Genomic DNA, 17,191 nt, shown 5'->3' with positions numbered 1-17,191 from the left:
GTACTCCTATCGAGGGGTTTAAGGGTTATTAGGATTAGCTTGGGCGATGCGGGGGTCGGCGTACCCGGAAAGACCAACGGTCTCAACGGGCGGTCCGTACCCTGCCATCTGCTGCACCTGCTCCTGGGTCTCGGGAGAGACGCCCGGCAGGGTGCCGCAGATACTATGCAAAAGCCCATAGTGGGGCAGGTTTCCGTCTTTCAGGGACAGACGCAGAAGCTCCAAAGAAGGGCGGTACGCCTGTAACGCGGCACGCCCTTTTGTACGATCCACAAGAGCGGCGAATTCCAGCACCAGCGGCAGGTAGTCGGGCAGTTCCCCATTGAGCTGAGTAAACATTCCCGAGTCGCGGTACATCTGCTTAAACTTGAGCAGGGTCTCACCGCGGCGGCGGGTGTCGCCATCCGTCCAATAGGAAAGGTGCAGAGCGTGGCGGCGGGAAAGGTCATACTCCTGCACGTACTCGCTCTGAACATCTTCCAAATCTTGTGCGGTCATCCAGTTAGCGACGGTCTGCACGGCCTGGGTGAACTCGTCATCCTCAGTGGCCTGCGCCAAGCGGATAAGTTCGGGAAGGGTTTGCACTAGCTCCTCGCTGGGGTAACCCAAGAGCATGCCGCTGACCTGGTAGATGACCGAATCCCGATCCTGCCCGGGACCGAAGTCCCGGTCAAAAGGGTCGATATTATCCTGCGCGGGGTGCGCCGGATCCGAGGTTTTATCCTCGGACCCGGCTGTACCCATGAGCCTGGAGAAGAAACCAGCCACTTACCTACTTCTTTCCGGTGGTGTTCGGGAAGAGGCCGTCGGGGCGGGAATTGCCGTCCCAGCTGAAGAGACTCACCTTATTTGAGTTCTCATACACGCTCGTGGACACCGGAGTGGGGCGACCCTCCATGTCGTTGAAGGCGTCACCGTACATTCCGGGACCGCCGTCTACGCTCAGGGAGCATCCCATCTCTTCAAGGTTGTGGGCATCTTCCATGTGGGCACGCGGAATCACGTAGCGCTCGTTGTACTTGGCGATCGCCATAAGACGGTACATCTCGTACATCTGCGCACCGGTCATGCCCACCGAATTTGCGATCTCTTCGTTGCCTTCGCCGCCCAAGGTGATGTCACGCATGTAGGCGCGCATCGCAGCCAGGCGCTTGAGCACAAAGGTGACCACTTCGGTGTCGCCCGCAGTGAACAGCTCAGCCAGGTATTCAACCGGGATGCGCAGTGCTTCAATCGCACCAAACAGGTTCTGGCTGCTCTCAGCGTCGTGGCCCTGGTCCTTGAGCAGATCCACGATCGGCGACAGCGGCGGCACGTACCAAACCATCGGCATGGTGCGGTATTCGGGGTGCAGCGGCAGAGCCACCTTCCACTCTTTCGCCAGCTTATACACCGGGGAGTTCTGAGCGGCAGTAACCCAGGCATCCGGAATGCCGTTTGCGCGAGCCTGCTCAATCACACGCGGATCGTGCGGGTCAAGCATCAGCGAAAGCTGTGCCTCGTACAGGTCTTTCTCGTCCGGTACGGAGGCTGCTTCGGTCACACGGTCTGCATCGTAGAGGAAGATACCGATATAACGCATACGACCCACGCAGGTCTCGGCGCATACGGTGGGGATACCAGCCTCAAGACGGGGGTAGCAGAATGTGCACTTCTCGGCCTTACCGGTCTTGTGGTTGAAGTACACCTTCTTGTAGGGGCAGCCGGTGATGCACTGGCGCCAACCGCGGCAGCGGTCCTGGTCAACCAGAACAATACCGTCTTCGGCACGCTTGTAGATAGCGCCGGAGGGGCATGCCGCCATGCAGGACGGGTTCAGGCAGTGCTCGCAGATACGCGGCAGGTAGAACATGAAGGTCTGCTCGAACTCGAACTTAATCTTGTCCTCTGCCTTCTTGCGCACCTTCTCAACCAGCGGGTCAAGGTGGCCGTGCTCGGGGGCACCACCTAAGTTATCGTCCCAGTTCAGACCCCACTGAATCTTGGCGTCTTTACCGGTGATCAGCGAAACTGGTTTCGCTGCCGGGAAGTCATCACCCAGAGGCGCGGTGGTCAGGTTCTGGTAGTCGTAGGTCCACGGCTCGTAGTAGTCGGTCAGCTCAGGCTGAATCGGCGAGGCGAAGATGGAGAAGAGCTTCTGGAAGCGGTTACCGCTCTTGAGCTCCAGACGGCCGCGCTTATTCAGTACCCAGCCGCCCTTCCACTTCTCCTGGTCCTCGTACCGACGCGGGTACCCCTGACCGGGGCGGGTTTCAACATTGTTGAACCACACGTACTCGGTACCAGCACGGTTTGTCCATGCCTGCTTACAGGTCACGGAGCAGGTGTGGCAGCCGATGCATTTATCAAGCGCCATCACCATAGCAACTTGGGCCATAACACGCATTAGAATGTAACCTCCTGCGACTTGCGACGGCGAATGTACGAGACAATGTCACGCTGGTTGCCGGTCGGTCCGAGATAGTTGAAGGCGAATGCCTGGTGGGCGTAGCCGCCGATCATGTGGGTCGGCTTGAGCAGGATACGGGTCATCGAGTTGTGAATACCGCCGCGTTTGCCCGTGGTTTCGGTCTTCGGCGTCATCATACGCTCCTGGGCGTGGTGCACGTAGCACACACCCTCAGGCATACGGTGGGAGACAACCGCACGACCCACAAACACACCGTTGGTGTTCACGCATTCGATCCATTCGCCGTCCTTGACGCCGATCTTCTCGGCATCCTGGGGGCTCATCCAGGCAGTCTGACCGCCGCGGAACAGGGTCAGCATATGCTGGTTATCGAAGTACTGGGAGTGGATAGCCCACTTATTGTGCGGGGTCAGGTAGCGCACCGCAACCGAAACACCGTCGGTAGCACCAATCTCGGGTTCTTTGAAGAGCCCGGTCATATCCAGCGGCGGACGGTAAATCGGGGTTGCCTCACCCATCTCGTGCATCCAGTCGTGATCCAGGAAGAAGTGCATACGACCGGTGAGGGTATGGAATGGCTTCTTCTTCTCGATGTTCACAGTGAACGGCGCGTAGCGACGACCACCGGTTTCCGAACCGGACCATTCGGGGGAGGTCATCACCGGCTGCGGGGATGACTGGGTCATGGGGAAGGTAATCTTCCGCTCCTCATTACCTTCGGCAAGGTCCACCAAGTGCAGGCCGGTCTGCTTCTCAAGCTCCTTGAAGCCTTTAAGAGCCACCTGACCGTTGGACGTACCGGAGATACGCAGAATAGACTCAGCGATCTTCACATCGGTATCCAGTGCAGGACGACCCGCGCCCTTACCGGAGTCCATCACACCAAATTCTTTCGCCATCTGAGCGACTTCGTCCTTCAGATCGTACGTCACGTATTTGGTGGTGGCACCGACCTTGTCAAAAAGCGGACCCACGGAGGTGTACATATCGTACATAGCGCCGTAGTCGCGTTCGACAGTCATGAAGTTCGGCATGTTCATGCCGGGAACGCCCACCATATCGGGGGTGTTCTTCCAGTCGGGGGCATGTCCGCCAGGCTGCTTAATCTGACCCGGAGTGTCATGCAGCAGCGGAACCGAAACAATGTCTTTACGAGTGCCCAGGTGTTTCTTCGCCTGACGCGTGAACTCATACATGAGAGCCTTGAAGGTCTCATGATCAGTCTTTGCCTCCCACGGCGGGTCAATCGCGGGTGAGAACGCATGCAGGAAGGGGTGCATATCGGTCGAGGAGATATCGTACTTCTCGTACCAGGTAGCGGTGGGGAACACCACATCCGACAGCAGGGTCGTGGTGGTCATACGGAAGTCTGAAGATACCAGCAAGTCCAGCTTGCCCTGCGGGGCATCCTGGTACCACTTGACCTCACGCGGAATGGATTCCTCGTGGTCGGCACCCTGCACGTTGTCCATGCTGCCCACAAGGTGCTTGAGGAAGTAGCTCTCGCCCTTAGCGGAGGAGCCGAACAGGTTCGAGCGCCACAGCATCAGGGTACGCGGCCAGTTCACGGGGTTGTCCACGTCTTCGACAGAGAATTCAAGGTCACCGGAGTTCAGGCGCTGTGCCACATAATCGGCATTATCCTTAGCTTCTCCGCGTGCTACCGCCGCCTCTGCCTTATCGGCGAGGTCGAGCGAGTTCTCGGGGAACTGCGGGTAGAACGGCATCCAGCCCATACGGGTGGACCGCGCGACAACATCCGCAGTGTGTACGTTCTTCAGCTCGCCCTTACCGAGGGGGGACTGCAGGTAGTCGGTGGAGTAGCCGTCCTGACGGAACTGGTCGGTGTGCATGTACCAGAAGCCGGTGCCGATCATATGACGCGGCGGGCGGCTCCAGTCCAGAGCGTTCGCCATATTGGTCAAACCGGTGAGCGGACGTGCCTTCTCCTGACCCACATAGTGGGCCCAGCCGCCGCCGTTACGGCCCTGGCACCCGGTCAGGTTCAGCAGAGCCAAAATAGCACGGTAGGTGGTATCTGCGTGGTACCACTGGCAAATACCAGCGCCAAAGATGATCATGGAACGACCGTGCGAGTCGATAGCGTTCTGCGCAAACTCACGTGCCACGCGGATTACGGCCTCCGGCGGAACCGAAGTAATCTGCTCCTGCCATGCCGGGGTGTTCTGGATCGACCAGTCGTCGTAGCCCGAGGCCCATTCACCGGGCAGCCCGGGGCGCCCAATACCGTAGGTAGCGAGCATCAGGTCGAAGACGGTGGTAACTTCCTGGCCCTCGACGTAGCTGACGGGCACACCACGGGTAATAATGTCGCCGTGGCCCTTGGGGTTATCGAAGGTGGGAAGTTTAATCTCGACCGCTGCAGCCTCACCCTGGGGCAGATCGCGGATCGACAGAATGGGTTTGCGGCCATCCAGTTCAAGGTTCCAGTTACCCTGATCAGACTCAGAGTAACGATGCCCCATGGTGCCATTGGGAATGAAAACCTCACCGGTTTCGCGGTCCATCATGGCGGTCTTGAAGGCGGCGTTCTCCTGGTGCTTCTCCCCCGCCAGCGACGCAGCGGTCAGGAACTTGGAGGGCACCTTGGTACCGTCTTCACGAGTTTCGAGGGTAACCAAGAAAGGAAGATCCGTGTAGGTCAGTGCGAAGTCCTCAAAGAACTCCACGCGCTGATCCACATAGTTTTCCTTAAGAATGACGTGACCCATCGCCATAGCCAGCGCCGCGTCGGTGCCTGCCTGTGCGGGCAGCCATTCATCAGCGAACTTGGTGTTGTCGGCGTAGTCGGGGCTAACCGAGACAACCTTGGTGCCGCGGTAACGCACCTCGGCAACCCAGTGGGCATCCGGGGTACGGGTCACGGGAATGTTCGAACCCCACATGATCAGGTAGGAAGCATCCCACCAGTCACCGGATTCAGGCACGTCGGTCTGATCGCCAAAGACCTGCGGGGAGGCCACGGGAAGGTCGGCGTACCAGTCGTAGAAGCTGGTCATCACGCCGCCAATAAGCTGGATGAAACGCACGCCAGCGCTGAAGGAGACCATCGACATTGCAGGAATCGGGGTGAAGCCGGTGCAGCGGTCGGGCCCGTAGTACTTAATGGTGTGCACATGAGCGGCCGCAACAAGTTCGAGTGCTTCAGCCCAGGTGGAGCGCACCAAACCGCCTTTACCGCGTGCACTAATGTAGCGGTTGCGTTTAACAGGGTCGGAGACGATGGAGTGGAATGCTTCCACCGGGTCGCCGTAAAGCGCCTTCGCCTCACGGTACATTTCGAGCAGCAGACCGCGCACATAGGGGTATTTCACGCGGGTCGGCGAGTACGTGTACCACGAGAAGGCTGCGCCACGGGGGCACCCGCGGGGCTCATATTCGGGACGATCGGGACCGACTGTGGGATAGTCAGTTTCCTGCGCTTCCCAGGTGATAATGCCGTCTTTGACATACACCTTCCAAGAGCAGGAACCGGTGCAGTTCACCCCGTGGGTTGAGCGAACTTCTTTATCGTGGCTCCAACGGTCACGGTAGAAGGCGTCACCTTTACGGCCACCTTCACGGAAAACTGCACGGCCGTCATCTGTTTCATCCCAACGGGAGAAGAACTTACCGAATTTAATCAGTTGATCGGTAAGGGGGCCATCTGGGCCCTTGGTCTGTGATGCTTGTTCCATATAGCCAATATATCGTAAATTTGGTACCCGGAATACGATATAAAAATCTTATCTAATCAAGGGAATTCATAGGGTTATTCAGACCGTAAGCCAGCTCGAAATACCACCCGATAGAATGCGAACTGGAGCCTGTGTGAGGGGGGTAATTTCACGGGCAGCTTCAACGGATCGGGTGTATCCGGTGCAGTAAATAACCACCAGGTTTGTTTCAGGGGCAATTTTTTCGCGTAATTTAGCGGAAAGTGAGCCCTTACGGGCCCGCGAGAGGATGTCGGTCAGGGGAAAATTCACGGCATTGTCGATCGCGTAGGCCTCAAATTCGACCCGTTCACGCACATCAATCACAACAACTTTTTGACGGGATATGACATCTTGAAGCTCCGCTGCACTAATATCCGACCGGGTGCTGTCTTCGGAAACTGTGTCTAAAAAAACCAAATTGTTACGAAATGTTACGCGATTTTCAGGCTCTTTCCTCCTCTCAGAGTGAGATTCGGCGTTTTTCTGAGGCAGAGCTTGCGTGTTAGCTAACAGAGGTATATATTTCCACTCCCCACTTAACCCCGAGTATAGGCCAACCTCACCAACAAGTGGTTTTCCGGAACCTGTGATGACTTTAATAGTCTCCATCGCCATCGCTGAGCCCACTACCCCGGCGAGCGCCCCGATAATCCCGGCGGTACTGCACGAAGGGACGCTTCCCGGCGCAGGGGCTTGCGGGTAGAGGTCTTCGTAGACTGGACCGCGGCCGGGCCAAAAGACACTGAGTTGTGCGTCGAAACCCAGGATTGCCGCCCAAATATGCGGGATGCCCAACTGTTGTACCGCAGCCGAAACCGCGTAGCGAGCCTCAAAGTTATCGCTGCCATCAAGCACCGCATCCGTGCCAGTGAGGAGAGTCAAAGCATTACTGTCGGTGAGGCGTTCGCGGATAACGGTCACCGTGATGAAGGGGTTGAGCGCGCGCATCGTTTCGGCAGCCGATTCTGCCTTCGAGTTTCCCGCCCGTGCGTAGCTGTGGATGACCTGCCGGTGCAGGTTTGAGATCTCAATGGAGTCATCGTCGATGATGATAATCTCGCCCACCCCGGCTCCCGCAAGATAGAGCAGGGCGGGGGCACCAAGCCCACCGGCACCGAGTACAGCAACCCGTGCCGCCTTCAGCTTCAGCTGCCCCGCCATGCCGATTTCGGGCAGAATCAGCTGACGCGCGTAGAAGGCGCGTTCAGCCGCGCTCAACCGGGTCGAGGGCTCCGGCGCGGTTTCGGGGTCTGGGATAAAGCTCATCCTAATAGTGTCTTTCGCGGAAATACGTGTTGAGTTTCTAGGTGTCTATGCCCACCCATTCGGTGCTGCCGTCCGTCAGCTCCTGTTCTTTCCAAATGGGAACCTGGGCTTTCACACGGTCGGCCACCGCCTCGCAGGCCTCGAAGGCTCGCCCACGATGTGCTGCAGCGGCAAGCACGGTCAGCGCGGACTCTCCTATAGCGATGGGACCGACGCGGTGAACCGCCCACAGACGAACCCCCTCCAGCTCATCCGCTACAGACTGCACAACACGCGCAATATATTCTTTCGCCTGCGGATGCGCACTATAGGACAGCCCGCGCACCGCGCTGCCGTGATCATGGTTGCGTACAATGCCGTCGAATACAACAAGGGCGCCCATGGCCTCTGTCATGACCTGAGCCTTCGCGGCGTTGGCAAGCGGCTCTAGGGCTTCCTCGGTAATATCGGTGAAAATGACAACCGAACCGGTGGGCTCAGCACCGTGCGCCCCGCTGTGGTCGAGCCCCTGCGGCTTAGTGGTCATGGTAGTCCTCCATCTGGCGGCAAATATGTTCCACGAGTGGGTCTAGGGTTTTCACTCCATCTTTAACTCCGCCGCGCGACCCAGGCAGAGTCATCACGAAGGTTTTATCGATCACGCCCGCAACCCCGCGTGAGAGCACTGCGGAAGATACGTTCTGCAGGCCGTTCGCCCAGAAAGCATGCATGATTCCGGGGATTTCCTTATCCAGATGCGGGCGTACCGCCTCCACGGTCTGATCGTCCGTGTTCAGCCCGGTACCGCCGCTGGTGAGAATAAACGTGGGCAGGTTATTATTCTTCTTCCCATCGGCAATGAGGGTGTTGAAGTAGTCGATAATCTGCCGGTCTTCGATCACGACGGCGTCCGGGGTGTCGAACCCGCGCGAACGCAGCCACTCGACCGCGATAGGACCCGATTTATCCTCATAGATACCACGGGCGGCGCGAGTAGATGCCACAATAACAAGCCCGGTCAGATTCTCGGGAAGCTGGATTTCTTCTGCACTCATGGTGTGCCCTCCTTATAGAGTGGTTACTAGTGTGGTGATGCGGCGGGTTTACCGATCTGTTACAGCCCAGTCGCCGGATTTTCCGCCGGATTTCTCTAGTACCCGAATATTGCTGATCACGGCGTATTTATCGACCGCTTTAATCATGTCGAAAATCGTCAGCGCCGCGGTGGAGACCGCGGTCAGCGCCTCCATTTCAACCCCGGTAACGCCCCGGGTTTTCACCGAAGCCACAATGCGCACAGAATCCTCGCCACGTTCAAAATCCAGGGTAATTTTACCCAGGGGCAACGGGTGGCACAGCGGAATAATATCCGGGGTGCGTTTAGCGCCCATAATACCGGCCACACGTGCAACCGGCAGGGCATCGCCCTTAGGTAAGTCGGCATCAAAAATCTTGGCGATCACATCGGCGCGAGTGTGCACGGTTCCCTCAGCGAGCGCCGTGCGTGTGGTGACGTCTTTCATCGTCACATCAACCATATGGGCCGACCCGTCGGCGCGCACATGAGTCAAGTCTTGGGCTGGCTGTGCCGCATCGGGGTGAAGATTCTTCTCGGTCACGGTATGTCCTTAAGGTCTGCGTTGGGGTGAGGGTTCAGCCACGTTCAGTTATCTGTAAGCCGGATACGGTGGTACCGCACCGCTTCTCCCCCGGTGTACGTGGTGCCCGGCGCCAGCTCGATGAGCACATCGGCGGTCGCAGCGTGATGCAGCAGATGCGATCCGGGCAAAACATCGGGGTATAGCTCCACCTGGTAGGTTCCCGGTTCGGATTCAACCATCGTCAGGTTCCCGCGCAAAAATTGGCGTTTATTGGCCGGTGCCGTCAGCGGTTTGTCAATGACGAGCACGCCGCGCGGGGCATTGTCGAGAGTTGCCATGCGCGAGGCCACCTCGTGCGGGGTGCCGTAGGGGCCGCCCGCACGCAGGTAGGGGCGAAGCATCAGCACATAGGAAATAAGGGTACTGACGGGGTTGCCGGGGAAAGAAATCATGGGCAGACGGTGCCCGTTGAAATCCAGCACGTTCACGCCCTGTGGCCCGCCGGGCTGCTGGCTCACATGGCCGAACCAACTGAGCGGAATTGGCAGCCCCAAAGACGGTGCTATAGCGATGGCATTGCGCACCACTTCGTATTTGCCGTGGCTGATCCCGCCGGAGGTAATAATAATATCCGGTGCGAAAGTCTCATATTCTTCCCGCAAATGCTCAATCAGAAGCTCCGGGTCATCCCCAATCGAGATGCGCCGCACCACGGCGCCGTCTTCGACCAGCATTGAGGTGAGCATGGGGCCGTTCGCATCATAAATCTGGCCGTAGGCGAGGTCGGTGGCCGTATCGTCGCCGTCTTCGGTGAGAGTGGGGCGAACTTCGTCGCCGCCGGTGCACACCAGCACGCGCGGTCCGCAGGCCACCGTCACGCGGGTGTACCCCTGCGCGGCCAGTGTACCCAGCAGCGCGGGGGTCACACGCTCGCCAGCGCGCGCAAGAACCTGCCCGGCTACCACGTCTTCGCCACGGCGACGTATAAACTGCCCTTTGGGCGCCTGAGGGAGCCTAATTTTTTCGCTGGGACGCCCGAAAGATTCGGGTACGTCGGGATATTCGATGCGCTCAGAATGCTCAACCGGAACCACCGCCACATACCCCTTAGGAATGGGGGCACCGGTCATAATCGGGTAGGTTAAATCGTCGGATGCGCGCGAACGCTGCAGCGGCCGCCCCGCCGGGATTTCACGCCCCACCGTGAAGATGCGGTTCTCACGGCTGGCGCCTTCGGCGGTTAGGGCATAACCATCCATCTGGGAGTTATCGAAACTCGGTACATCGAGCCTAGCCAGCACGTCCTGAGCGAGGATGCGGTTGGTAGCACGCGCCAGTGGCAGGTTTTCGGCGCGACCAATAAAAGTATCACGCAACAAAAGCGCCAGATAGGCGCGATACTCTTCGGTGCTGGGGGTGCCATCGAACTGGGGCTTGTGCATCTGTACTCCCAAACGGTAATAAATTATCTACTAGTTATTGTAAGAGGCTTTGGCACGCAGTTTCTTCACCACGGAAAATAGGCCGAGCAGACCAAAGATACACAGGTACAGGCTGATGAGCATGAGCGCGCTTCCCAGAGCGCCAGACATATTGCCGCCGCTAATGGCTAGATCAATGCTCAGCGGGATGGTCTCGGTTTTGCCTTTGACGTTTCCGGCGAAGGTGACGGTGGCACCGAATTCTCCCAGTGCCCTGGCGAAGGAGAGCAGGAACCCAGTGGCGATGCCGGGCGCAGCCAGTGGCAGCAGCACCCGGTAGGTGATTTCTGATGCTTTTGCGCCTTCGACTTCGGCAATTTCTTCGTATTCTCGGGGGATGGCTTGCAGGGTGGTGACGGCGCTGGCAACGAAGAATGGTAGGGCCACAAAAACTTGGGCAATAATGACGGCGGTGGTGGTGAAGGTGATTTTGATTCCGGCATCATACAGGGCCGCCCCTATGATGCCTTTACGCCCCCAGAAGAAAAGCAGCCCCAGGCCCGAAACAACGGGAGAGAAAATAATGGGCGTGTAGATAATAGCGTAGAGCAGGCTCCCGGCGCCGCGCAGGCGGGAGCGGTCGAGCACTTTGCAGAGTGTGAGCGCCAGGGGGGCACCAATTACACCGCAGATAAGGGTTGAGATGCTGGCGGTGACCAGTGAGAGCTGGGTGGCTCCGACCACCTCTTCATCAATAATTTCGTGCAGACCCATCCAGGGGATGTTGTACAGCAGCCCCAGCAGCGGCCCCAGAATAAGAGCTAACCCGATGAGGGAGGGGATGGTGAAATACCACGGTACGACGCTGAAGGTGGTGCGTTTTTTCACGTGGTCACTCCTGTGTGGGTGTTACTTACTGGGGTTCTACGATACAGCTGTTGCGGGCGCCTACTGTGGGATAGCGCCCGCAACGGGTGCGGCTGCAGGTTAATTATCGAGCGGATTCGAAGCCGTGCTCCTTAAGGATTTTCTGGGCCTCGTCGGTGGTGAGCCACTCGTTGAACTTCTTGGCGGCTTCGGAGGAGTTACCTTTTGAGGTCAGCGCCGAGGGATACTCGTTCTTCTCCACATCGGGCAGGTCTACTGAGCCGAGGTTCTTGCCGTCTTTCTTAGCGGCGGCAAGGTCGGTGGTGTAGATGAAGCCCGCATCGGCACTACCGGAGGTGACCTTGGTGGTCACTGCGGCCACATTCGACTCGTTGGTGGCGTTCTTCAGCTCAATATTGTGGTCCTTGAGTTCCTTATGGGCTAGGGTGCCGCAGGGTACGTCTTCCTTGCAGATGGCCACGGTGCCGTCGGTGTTCTTCAGATCGTCGATGGAGTTGATCTTACCGGGGTTGCCGTCGGCGGTGACCAGTACCAGCTTATTGGTTGCAATAACCTCGCTCTTGGAGCCTTTGAACTCGTCGAGCTTGGCGGCCTTGTCCATGTTCTTCTTATCGGCGGTGATGAGGAGATCGGCATCCTCACCCTGCTCAATCTTCTGCACCAGCTTGGAAGAGCCCTCATAGGTGAAGCTGAAGTTCACGTTCGGGTGCGCCTTCTTGAAAGCAGCTTCCAGGTCTTTCCCGGCGTTGCGCAAAGATGCTGCGGCGAACACCTTCACCTCGCCCGAAACGGAACCAGCGGCTGAAGAGTCAGCTGAGGCGCTTGATGAGGAGTTCGCGTTGGAGCCGCATCCGGCCAGTGTTAGGGAAGCAGCCAGTGCTGCGCCGACGCCTACGGCTTTGAGGGAGTTCTTCATACGTGTTCTTCCTTTGCGGTTGGATGAATCGAAGTGAGTGGATACAATGCGAGGTGTCTCCATGTTCTTAGGGTGTGTGCGTGTGCACTGCTTCGGGGATGTAACTTACCCTTGGCGCACTATCGGTGATTACCCAAAACATGGAATAATTTATATTGTCGCTTTTAGTATGCATATTTTCTATGAAGGTTCCAATGGCTTACACACCCGGTTCGGGCCGGTCTCAGCTAATCGCTGGCCCCGTGTTACACACCTTAGCTTCTGCTGAGGGTGAGACAGCCGGTTTTGTGACGCCTCAAAAAATCCAGGCCCCGGATATTAAGCGGCGTAAACCGGCGAATATTAAGAACAGCGGTCCGCTCTTAGACCGCTGGGGTCGTATCGCCACCGACCTGCGTATTTCTTTGACAGATAAATGTAATCTTCGTTGCATTTATTGCATGCCAGCCGAAGGGCTGCAGTGGCTTCCCAAGAACGATCTGCTCACCGCCGACGAGATTGCACGATTAGCCGATATCGCGATCCGTGAGCTCGGTGTTGAGGAGATCCGGTTCACCGGCGGTGAACCGCTGGTTCGCGCCGACCTGGTGGATATTATTGGGCTGATTCACGCCATGCACCCGCAGGTGCCTCTTGCGATCACGACGAACGGCATCGGGCTGGAAAAACGCGCCAAGACGCTGGCAAAAGCCGGGCTGGCCCGCATCAATGTCTCCCTTGACACGATCTGCCCAGAAACGTTCGCTGAGCTGACCCGCCGCGATAAGCTCGACGCCGTACTGCGTGGCATTGATGGTGCAGCGGCGGCCGGGCTGCACCCGATTAAGATTAACGCGGTGCTCATGCCCGGGCTAAACGATACGCAGGCCCCGCAGCTGCTGAAGTGGGCCCTAGCGGGCGGCTACCAGCTGCGGTTCATTGAGCAGATGCCCCTGGACGCCGATAACCGGTGGACGCGTGAAGGCACTATTACCGCGGCGCAGATACGCGCCATGCTCGCCGATGAGTTCACGCTCGGGCCGGTATCTGAAGAACGCGGTGACTCCCCCGCCGCCCTGTGGGAGGTGTACCCGCACGGCACCGCCCTCACCGACGGGGTACCCGCTGACGGCACAGCATCCCTGGGGCGGGTAGGTATTATAGCCTCGGTCACCGAATCATTCTGCGGGGCGTGCACCCGCACACGGCTCACCGCCGACGGTAAAATCCGTTCCTGCCTGTTTTCGGATTCCGAGACCGATCTGCTGCAGCTGCTGCGTTCGGGGGCATCCGATAAAGAGCTGGCGCTGCGCTGGCGTGAGGGTATGTGGTTTAAGCCGCGCGCCCACGGCAAGGAAGACGCCGATTTCGATATTGAAGAGTTCGCTCAGGCAAGCCGCTCTATGAGCGCGATCGGGGGGTAAGCAGTGATTGTCAGGTTTTATGCGGCCGCATGCGCGGCAGCTGGCGTGGATCAGGTGAACATTACGCTCAGCGACCTCGTCTCCCCCACCCTCGGGGCGCTCGTTCAGGAGCTGGGAGACCGTTACACGGGCACCACCGCCTCCGGGCTGACGTTAGCGCAGGTAATGCAGCAGTGCTCATTCCTGCTCGACGGGGTGCGTTCAGAGCACGAGGCGGCTCTCACCGAAGAAACCCGCGTGGATGTGCTTCCCCCCTTCGCGGGCGGCTAAACCGGGTCCTCCATCCCGCCTCAGGCGCCACCTGCAGGTTCCTATTAAGGGCACTCAACTATTAACTAAAGCGTTCTGTACGGCAGCAGCAGGGATGCCACAATATTCACAAGCGCACACCGCGCCGGTACACTTACTGTAGCCATTGCGGCTTACCGAACCACACAATGAGGGGTTACGTATGCACACACCGGGTTTCTGCGCCATTATTGTTGCCGGAGGAAAATCTTCCCGCCTGGGAAACACCCCCAAAGCTGGCCTCTCAAACGGCACGCACACCCTCCTCGACCGGGCCCTCCTGGCGGTTTCTCAAGCCGATGCCTGCGTGGTTGTAGGCCCCGAAACCCTGCCGGTGCCCAACGATGTACTCCTCACCCGTGAAGACCCGCCGTATTCCGGGCCAGCTGCCGCTATCCACGCCGGAGCCGAAAAGCTGGCCCAGCACTATTCAGGGATCGGCCGCCCGGCCCCTACCTGGTGCATCATCCTGGGGGTAGACACCCCCAATATCGCCCCGGCGGTAAGTTTGCTTGCCGAGCATGCGGGGGCCGCCGCCGGGCACGAAACCGGTTTCTGGGGCGTCTGTGACGGCGTCTACCAGCCTCTGGTTGGGATATACCGTTATGCGCCGCTGCGGCAGGTTTTTTCGGCGGGGAGCACTAACGCCTCCGTGCGCTCGTTCCTCAAGCAGTTGCACCCCCAAGAGGTAGAGCTCAGCCCCGCCCACACCGCCGACGTGGACACCTGGGAGCAGGCGCGGGCGCTAGGCTTCGACTCCCCACAGTGGAGCAGCTACTAGAAACTCCATAACCGCGCACCGCATCCGAACCACCCCGCAAGAAACTGAGGTACCCGCCCATGCCGCACCACCATCCTCCCGCCGTTGCCTGGGAGCAGGCACGTAAGAACCTGCACGCCGCCGGGCTCACGTGCACGGCGGGTACCGATGTTGAGACCCTGCCTCCCAAAGCCGCCATCGGGCGTTACACAGCCGATGATGTGTACTCACTTATGGACGTACCCCACTATGATTCCTCAGCAATGGACGGGTACGCCGTATCCGGCACCCCGCCCTGGCTGCTTGTCACCCCCGAATATCCCGACGACGAGCGCGTTAATATTCACCGCCTGACAGTGGCGATTGAGCCGGGGCAGGCCACCCCCATCCTCACCGGCGGGCTGCTGCCCCGCGGGGCGCAGGCTATTGTGCGGGAAGAACACACCACACTGAACACGGTAGGAGGTATCACCACCGTGACAATGGCTTCCGGGCATATCCCCCCGGCCAATGGCGCCGATATCCGCCGCACCGGGTCCGAGCTGCCCGCAGGCAGGCTGCTGGTTGAGCGCGGCACGCTCATTACCGCCCGCCTTGCCGCATTTTTGGGGATGAACGGCTTCGACGAAATCCCCGTCTTAGCGCCCGTTACCGCCCGCTGCGCGTTTACCGGGAACGAGGTTATTACTATCGGTGTGCCAGAGGCCGGGCAGGTGCGGGATGCTTTCGGCGGCTTCCTAGAGGCAACTCTCGCAACTCAGGGGTGCGCCGCGCTGCCTTCGGCCCGTCTGGCCGATACGGGGCATGATTTCACCACTTTTTTGAACACATCACACGCGCAGGTGCTGATTTTTACGGGCGGCTCCAGCACCTCCGGGGTGGATATGGTGCGTAAAACCCTCGCCGAGGCTCAGGCAACTTACCTGTTCGAGTCAGTGCAGGTGCGCCCCGGGCACCCGGCGCTCGCCGCCCGCTTAGCTGACGGGCGTATTGTGCTGGGGTTGCCGGGTAACCCGCTGGCAGCGTACACGGCCTTGTACTCTTACCTGCCGCCGCTGCTGGCGGGTATGCGGGGGCTGCCGCTGCCGCCTCTTGATACCGCTGAAATTGCCCAGGACATTCCCGCGCTCACCGCCAGCTCCCAGCAGCGGCTCATTCCGGCCCTAGTCCGTGAATGCCGGGCGCATCCGCTTCCCAGGCGTGCATCCTATATGCTTTCTGGGCTGTCGAAGGCCACCCACCTGCTGGTAGCGGATGCCAGCGGGCATACGGCGGGTGATCGTGTGCCGCTGCTGCCGGTGTTTTAGGGAGGGCCGCTACATCCCCTTCTTTTCCGCCGCAGCACACTGTGCTTTTATGGGCGCAGAATAAGCCGAACACCCGGTGTTCTCTCGGAGGATCAAGTGTACAATAACCTTTACGGTTAAGATTGCATACGTATACTGCAAAGGAGACTTACCCGTGTCAAAGCCTAAACTCGGCGATGTGGCCGCACGCGCAGGGGTTTCTCCCACCACAGTGTCGCGAGTCCTGAACAATAGAGGCTACCTGAGCCAGAGAACTCGTGAAAAAGTATACGATGCAATGCGGGAGCTGGGGTACCGCCCTAACGCTATTGCCCGCAGCCTTAAAGGTCAGCGTTCCCGTATAGTCGGGCTGGTTTTCCCAACTGTTGCTAATCCGTTTTATGCGGAGATGGTGTACCGGATTGAGTCATTTTTAGCGGACGCCGGGTACCGGGTGATTCTATGTAATAGTGACGACCACCCAGACCTGGAGGAACAGTATTTTGAGATGCTGCTATCGAACCAGGTGGATGGAATTATTACCGGTGCGCATTCGCAGGTGGTGGCGAACCTGCCGCATGTGCAGGCGCCGCTGGTGACAGTAGACCGCCCAGGTACGCAGAAGTACCCCAATATTCGTGCGGATAACTATGCGGGTGCACGCATGGCGGTTGAGCATCTGGTCGCCACCGGAGCAGGAAACATTCTGCATATCACCTCAACCGTGAGCGAGCAGAACCTTCGCCTGGCGGGCTACCGGGACGCGGTAACTGCCGCAGGAATGACCCCTCAGGTGCTTGAGTTAGGGTTCCGCACTCCCCTGCCCCGCAAACGTGAACTTATCGAACGTTATCTTAAGGAGAGCACCACAGGCGAGCGTGTTGACGCTGTCTTCGCCTCGAACGATACGTATGCGGCGATGACGCTGAACTGGGCGCGCACCCGTAACCTGTGTGTCCCCCAGGATTTTCAGGTGGTGGGGTTTGACGGCACCGAGACAGTACGCGCACTTATCCCGGATCTTGCAACTGTGGTGCAGCCGATTGAGCAGATCGCCGCGCGTGCAGTGCAGCGGCTGCTTCAGACGATCGAATCGGGCAGACAGGGCCACCCCGACGATACACCATCGCCTCATAAAAGCGATAAGAAGCAACAGGGTTCCACGGCTGATGTTTTCCCAGTGCACCTGCACGAAGGCGGTACCCTCAGGGCCATTACCGCCTCCTCTTAGCGGAACACCAGACCTCGCTACTT

General features: G+C 58.8%; 15 protein-coding genes. 5 read left to right on the top strand and 10 right to left on the bottom strand.

Features of this window, described 5'->3' with window-relative positions; translation table 11 throughout:
• Positions 1-18 precede the first annotated feature (18 nt).
• The 10 genes from narJ to modA form a co-directional block, all read right to left on the bottom strand.
• Positions 19-768, bottom strand: coding sequence for a nitrate reductase molybdenum cofactor assembly chaperone (gene narJ, locus I6I94_RS09010; protein ID WP_006887766.1), 750 nt, complete (start codon positions 766-768; stop codon positions 19-21).
• Positions 769-772: 4 nt separating this feature from the next.
• The gene (gene narH, locus I6I94_RS09005) at positions 773-2,386 is read right to left on the bottom strand and encodes a nitrate reductase subunit beta (RefSeq protein ID WP_006887783.1); all 1,614 of its coding nucleotides are present in this window, start codon (positions 2,384-2,386) and stop codon (positions 773-775) included.
• A complete protein-coding gene (locus tag I6I94_RS09000; RefSeq protein ID WP_128088059.1) occupies positions 2,386-6,108 on the bottom strand; it encodes a nitrate reductase subunit alpha in 3,723 nt (1,240 codons plus the stop codon). Before I6I94_RS09000 ends, narH begins: the two co-directional genes overlap by 1 nt.
• A 78-nt stretch (positions 6,109-6,186) precedes the next feature.
• Positions 6,187-7,395: a ThiF family adenylyltransferase gene (locus tag I6I94_RS08995; protein ID WP_201620634.1), complete on the bottom strand. Its 1,209-nt coding sequence runs from the start codon at positions 7,393-7,395 to the stop codon at positions 6,187-6,189.
• A gap of 37 nt (positions 7,396-7,432) precedes the next feature.
• Positions 7,433-7,921: a molybdenum cofactor biosynthesis protein MoaE gene (locus tag I6I94_RS08990; protein WP_006887700.1), complete on the bottom strand. Its 489-nt coding sequence runs from the start codon at positions 7,919-7,921 to the stop codon at positions 7,433-7,435.
• On the bottom strand, positions 7,911-8,429 hold the full coding sequence (locus I6I94_RS08985) for a MogA/MoaB family molybdenum cofactor biosynthesis protein (protein WP_006887785.1): 519 nt from the start codon (positions 8,427-8,429) through the stop codon (positions 7,911-7,913). Before I6I94_RS08985 ends, I6I94_RS08990 begins: the two co-directional genes overlap by 11 nt.
• A gap of 48 nt (positions 8,430-8,477) precedes the next feature.
• Entirely contained in the window at positions 8,478-8,993 is a 516-nt protein-coding gene (gene moaC / locus I6I94_RS08980) for a cyclic pyranopterin monophosphate synthase MoaC (RefSeq protein WP_126500414.1), read from the bottom strand.
• Positions 8,994-9,037: 44 nt separating this feature from the next.
• On the bottom strand, positions 9,038-10,417 hold the full coding sequence (locus I6I94_RS08975; RefSeq protein ID WP_128088060.1) for a molybdopterin molybdotransferase MoeA: 1,380 nt from the start codon (positions 10,415-10,417) through the stop codon (positions 9,038-9,040).
• Positions 10,418-10,447: 30 nt separating this feature from the next.
• Positions 10,448-11,284 (bottom strand): molybdate ABC transporter permease subunit, encoded by an 837-nt coding sequence (locus tag I6I94_RS08970; RefSeq protein ID WP_128088061.1) that lies wholly within the window; start codon positions 11,282-11,284, stop codon positions 10,448-10,450.
• Between the two features lie 103 nt (positions 11,285-11,387).
• Entirely contained in the window at positions 11,388-12,200 is an 813-nt protein-coding gene (modA, locus tag I6I94_RS08965; protein ID WP_128088062.1) for a molybdate ABC transporter substrate-binding protein, read from the bottom strand.
• Positions 12,201-12,394: 194 nt separating this feature from the next.
• Here modA and moaA point away from each other — a divergent pair, with 194 nt between their 5' ends.
• The 5 genes from moaA to I6I94_RS08940 all read left to right on the top strand — a co-directional run bounded on the left by moaA (position 12,395) and on the right by I6I94_RS08940 (position 17,168).
• Entirely contained in the window at positions 12,395-13,603 is a 1,209-nt protein-coding gene (gene moaA, locus I6I94_RS08960) for a GTP 3',8-cyclase MoaA (RefSeq protein WP_128088063.1), read from the top strand.
• A 3-nt stretch (positions 13,604-13,606) separates the two neighbouring features.
• Entirely contained in the window at positions 13,607-13,873 is a 267-nt protein-coding gene (locus tag I6I94_RS08955; RefSeq protein ID WP_128088064.1) for a MoaD/ThiS family protein, read from the top strand.
• A 181-nt stretch (positions 13,874-14,054) separates the two neighbouring features.
• A complete protein-coding gene (gene mobA / locus I6I94_RS08950) occupies positions 14,055-14,672 on the top strand; it encodes a molybdenum cofactor guanylyltransferase (protein WP_128088065.1) in 618 nt (205 codons plus the stop codon).
• A gap of 59 nt (positions 14,673-14,731) precedes the next feature.
• The gene (locus tag I6I94_RS08945; protein WP_126500418.1) at positions 14,732-15,958 is read left to right on the top strand and encodes a molybdopterin molybdotransferase MoeA; all 1,227 of its coding nucleotides are present in this window, start codon (positions 14,732-14,734) and stop codon (positions 15,956-15,958) included.
• A 154-nt stretch (positions 15,959-16,112) separates the two neighbouring features.
• Complete coding sequence (locus tag I6I94_RS08940) at positions 16,113-17,168, top strand: LacI family DNA-binding transcriptional regulator (RefSeq protein ID WP_201620633.1); 1,056 nt, start codon at positions 16,113-16,115, stop codon at positions 17,166-17,168.
• The last annotated feature ends 23 nt before the right edge of the window (positions 17,169-17,191 follow it).

The organism is Rothia aeria, from assembly GCF_016726365.1.
GTDB lineage: Bacteria > Actinomycetota > Actinomycetes > Actinomycetales > Micrococcaceae > Rothia > Rothia aeria.
This window is presented reverse-complemented; position numbering and strand designations above follow the sequence as displayed.

Coding starts and splice junctions, on each gene's coding strand:
- narH (WP_006887783.1), bottom strand. CDS start 2,386: ATGCGTGTTATGGCCCAAGTTGCTATGGTGATGGCGCTTGATAAATGC.
- I6I94_RS09000 (WP_128088059.1), bottom strand. CDS start 6,108: ATGGAACAAGCATCACAGACCAAGGGCCCAGATGGCCCCCTTACCGAT.
- I6I94_RS08995 (WP_201620634.1), bottom strand. CDS start 7,395: ATGAGCTTTATCCCAGACCCCGAAACCGCGCCGGAGCCCTCGACCCGG.
- I6I94_RS08990 (WP_006887700.1), bottom strand. CDS start 7,921: ATGACCACTAAGCCGCAGGGGCTCGACCACAGCGGGGCGCACGGTGCT.
- I6I94_RS08985 (WP_006887785.1), bottom strand. CDS start 8,429: ATGAGTGCAGAAGAAATCCAGCTTCCCGAGAATCTGACCGGGCTTGTT.
- I6I94_RS08975 (WP_128088060.1), bottom strand. CDS start 10,417: ATGCACAAGCCCCAGTTCGATGGCACCCCCAGCACCGAAGAGTATCGC.
- modA (WP_128088062.1), bottom strand. CDS start 12,200: ATGAAGAACTCCCTCAAAGCCGTAGGCGTCGGCGCAGCACTGGCTGCT.
- moaA (WP_128088063.1), top strand. CDS start 12,395: ATGGCTTACACACCCGGTTCGGGCCGGTCTCAGCTAATCGCTGGCCCC.
- mobA (WP_128088065.1), top strand. CDS start 14,055: ATGCACACACCGGGTTTCTGCGCCATTATTGTTGCCGGAGGAAAATCT.
- I6I94_RS08945 (WP_126500418.1), top strand. CDS start 14,732: ATGCCGCACCACCATCCTCCCGCCGTTGCCTGGGAGCAGGCACGTAAG.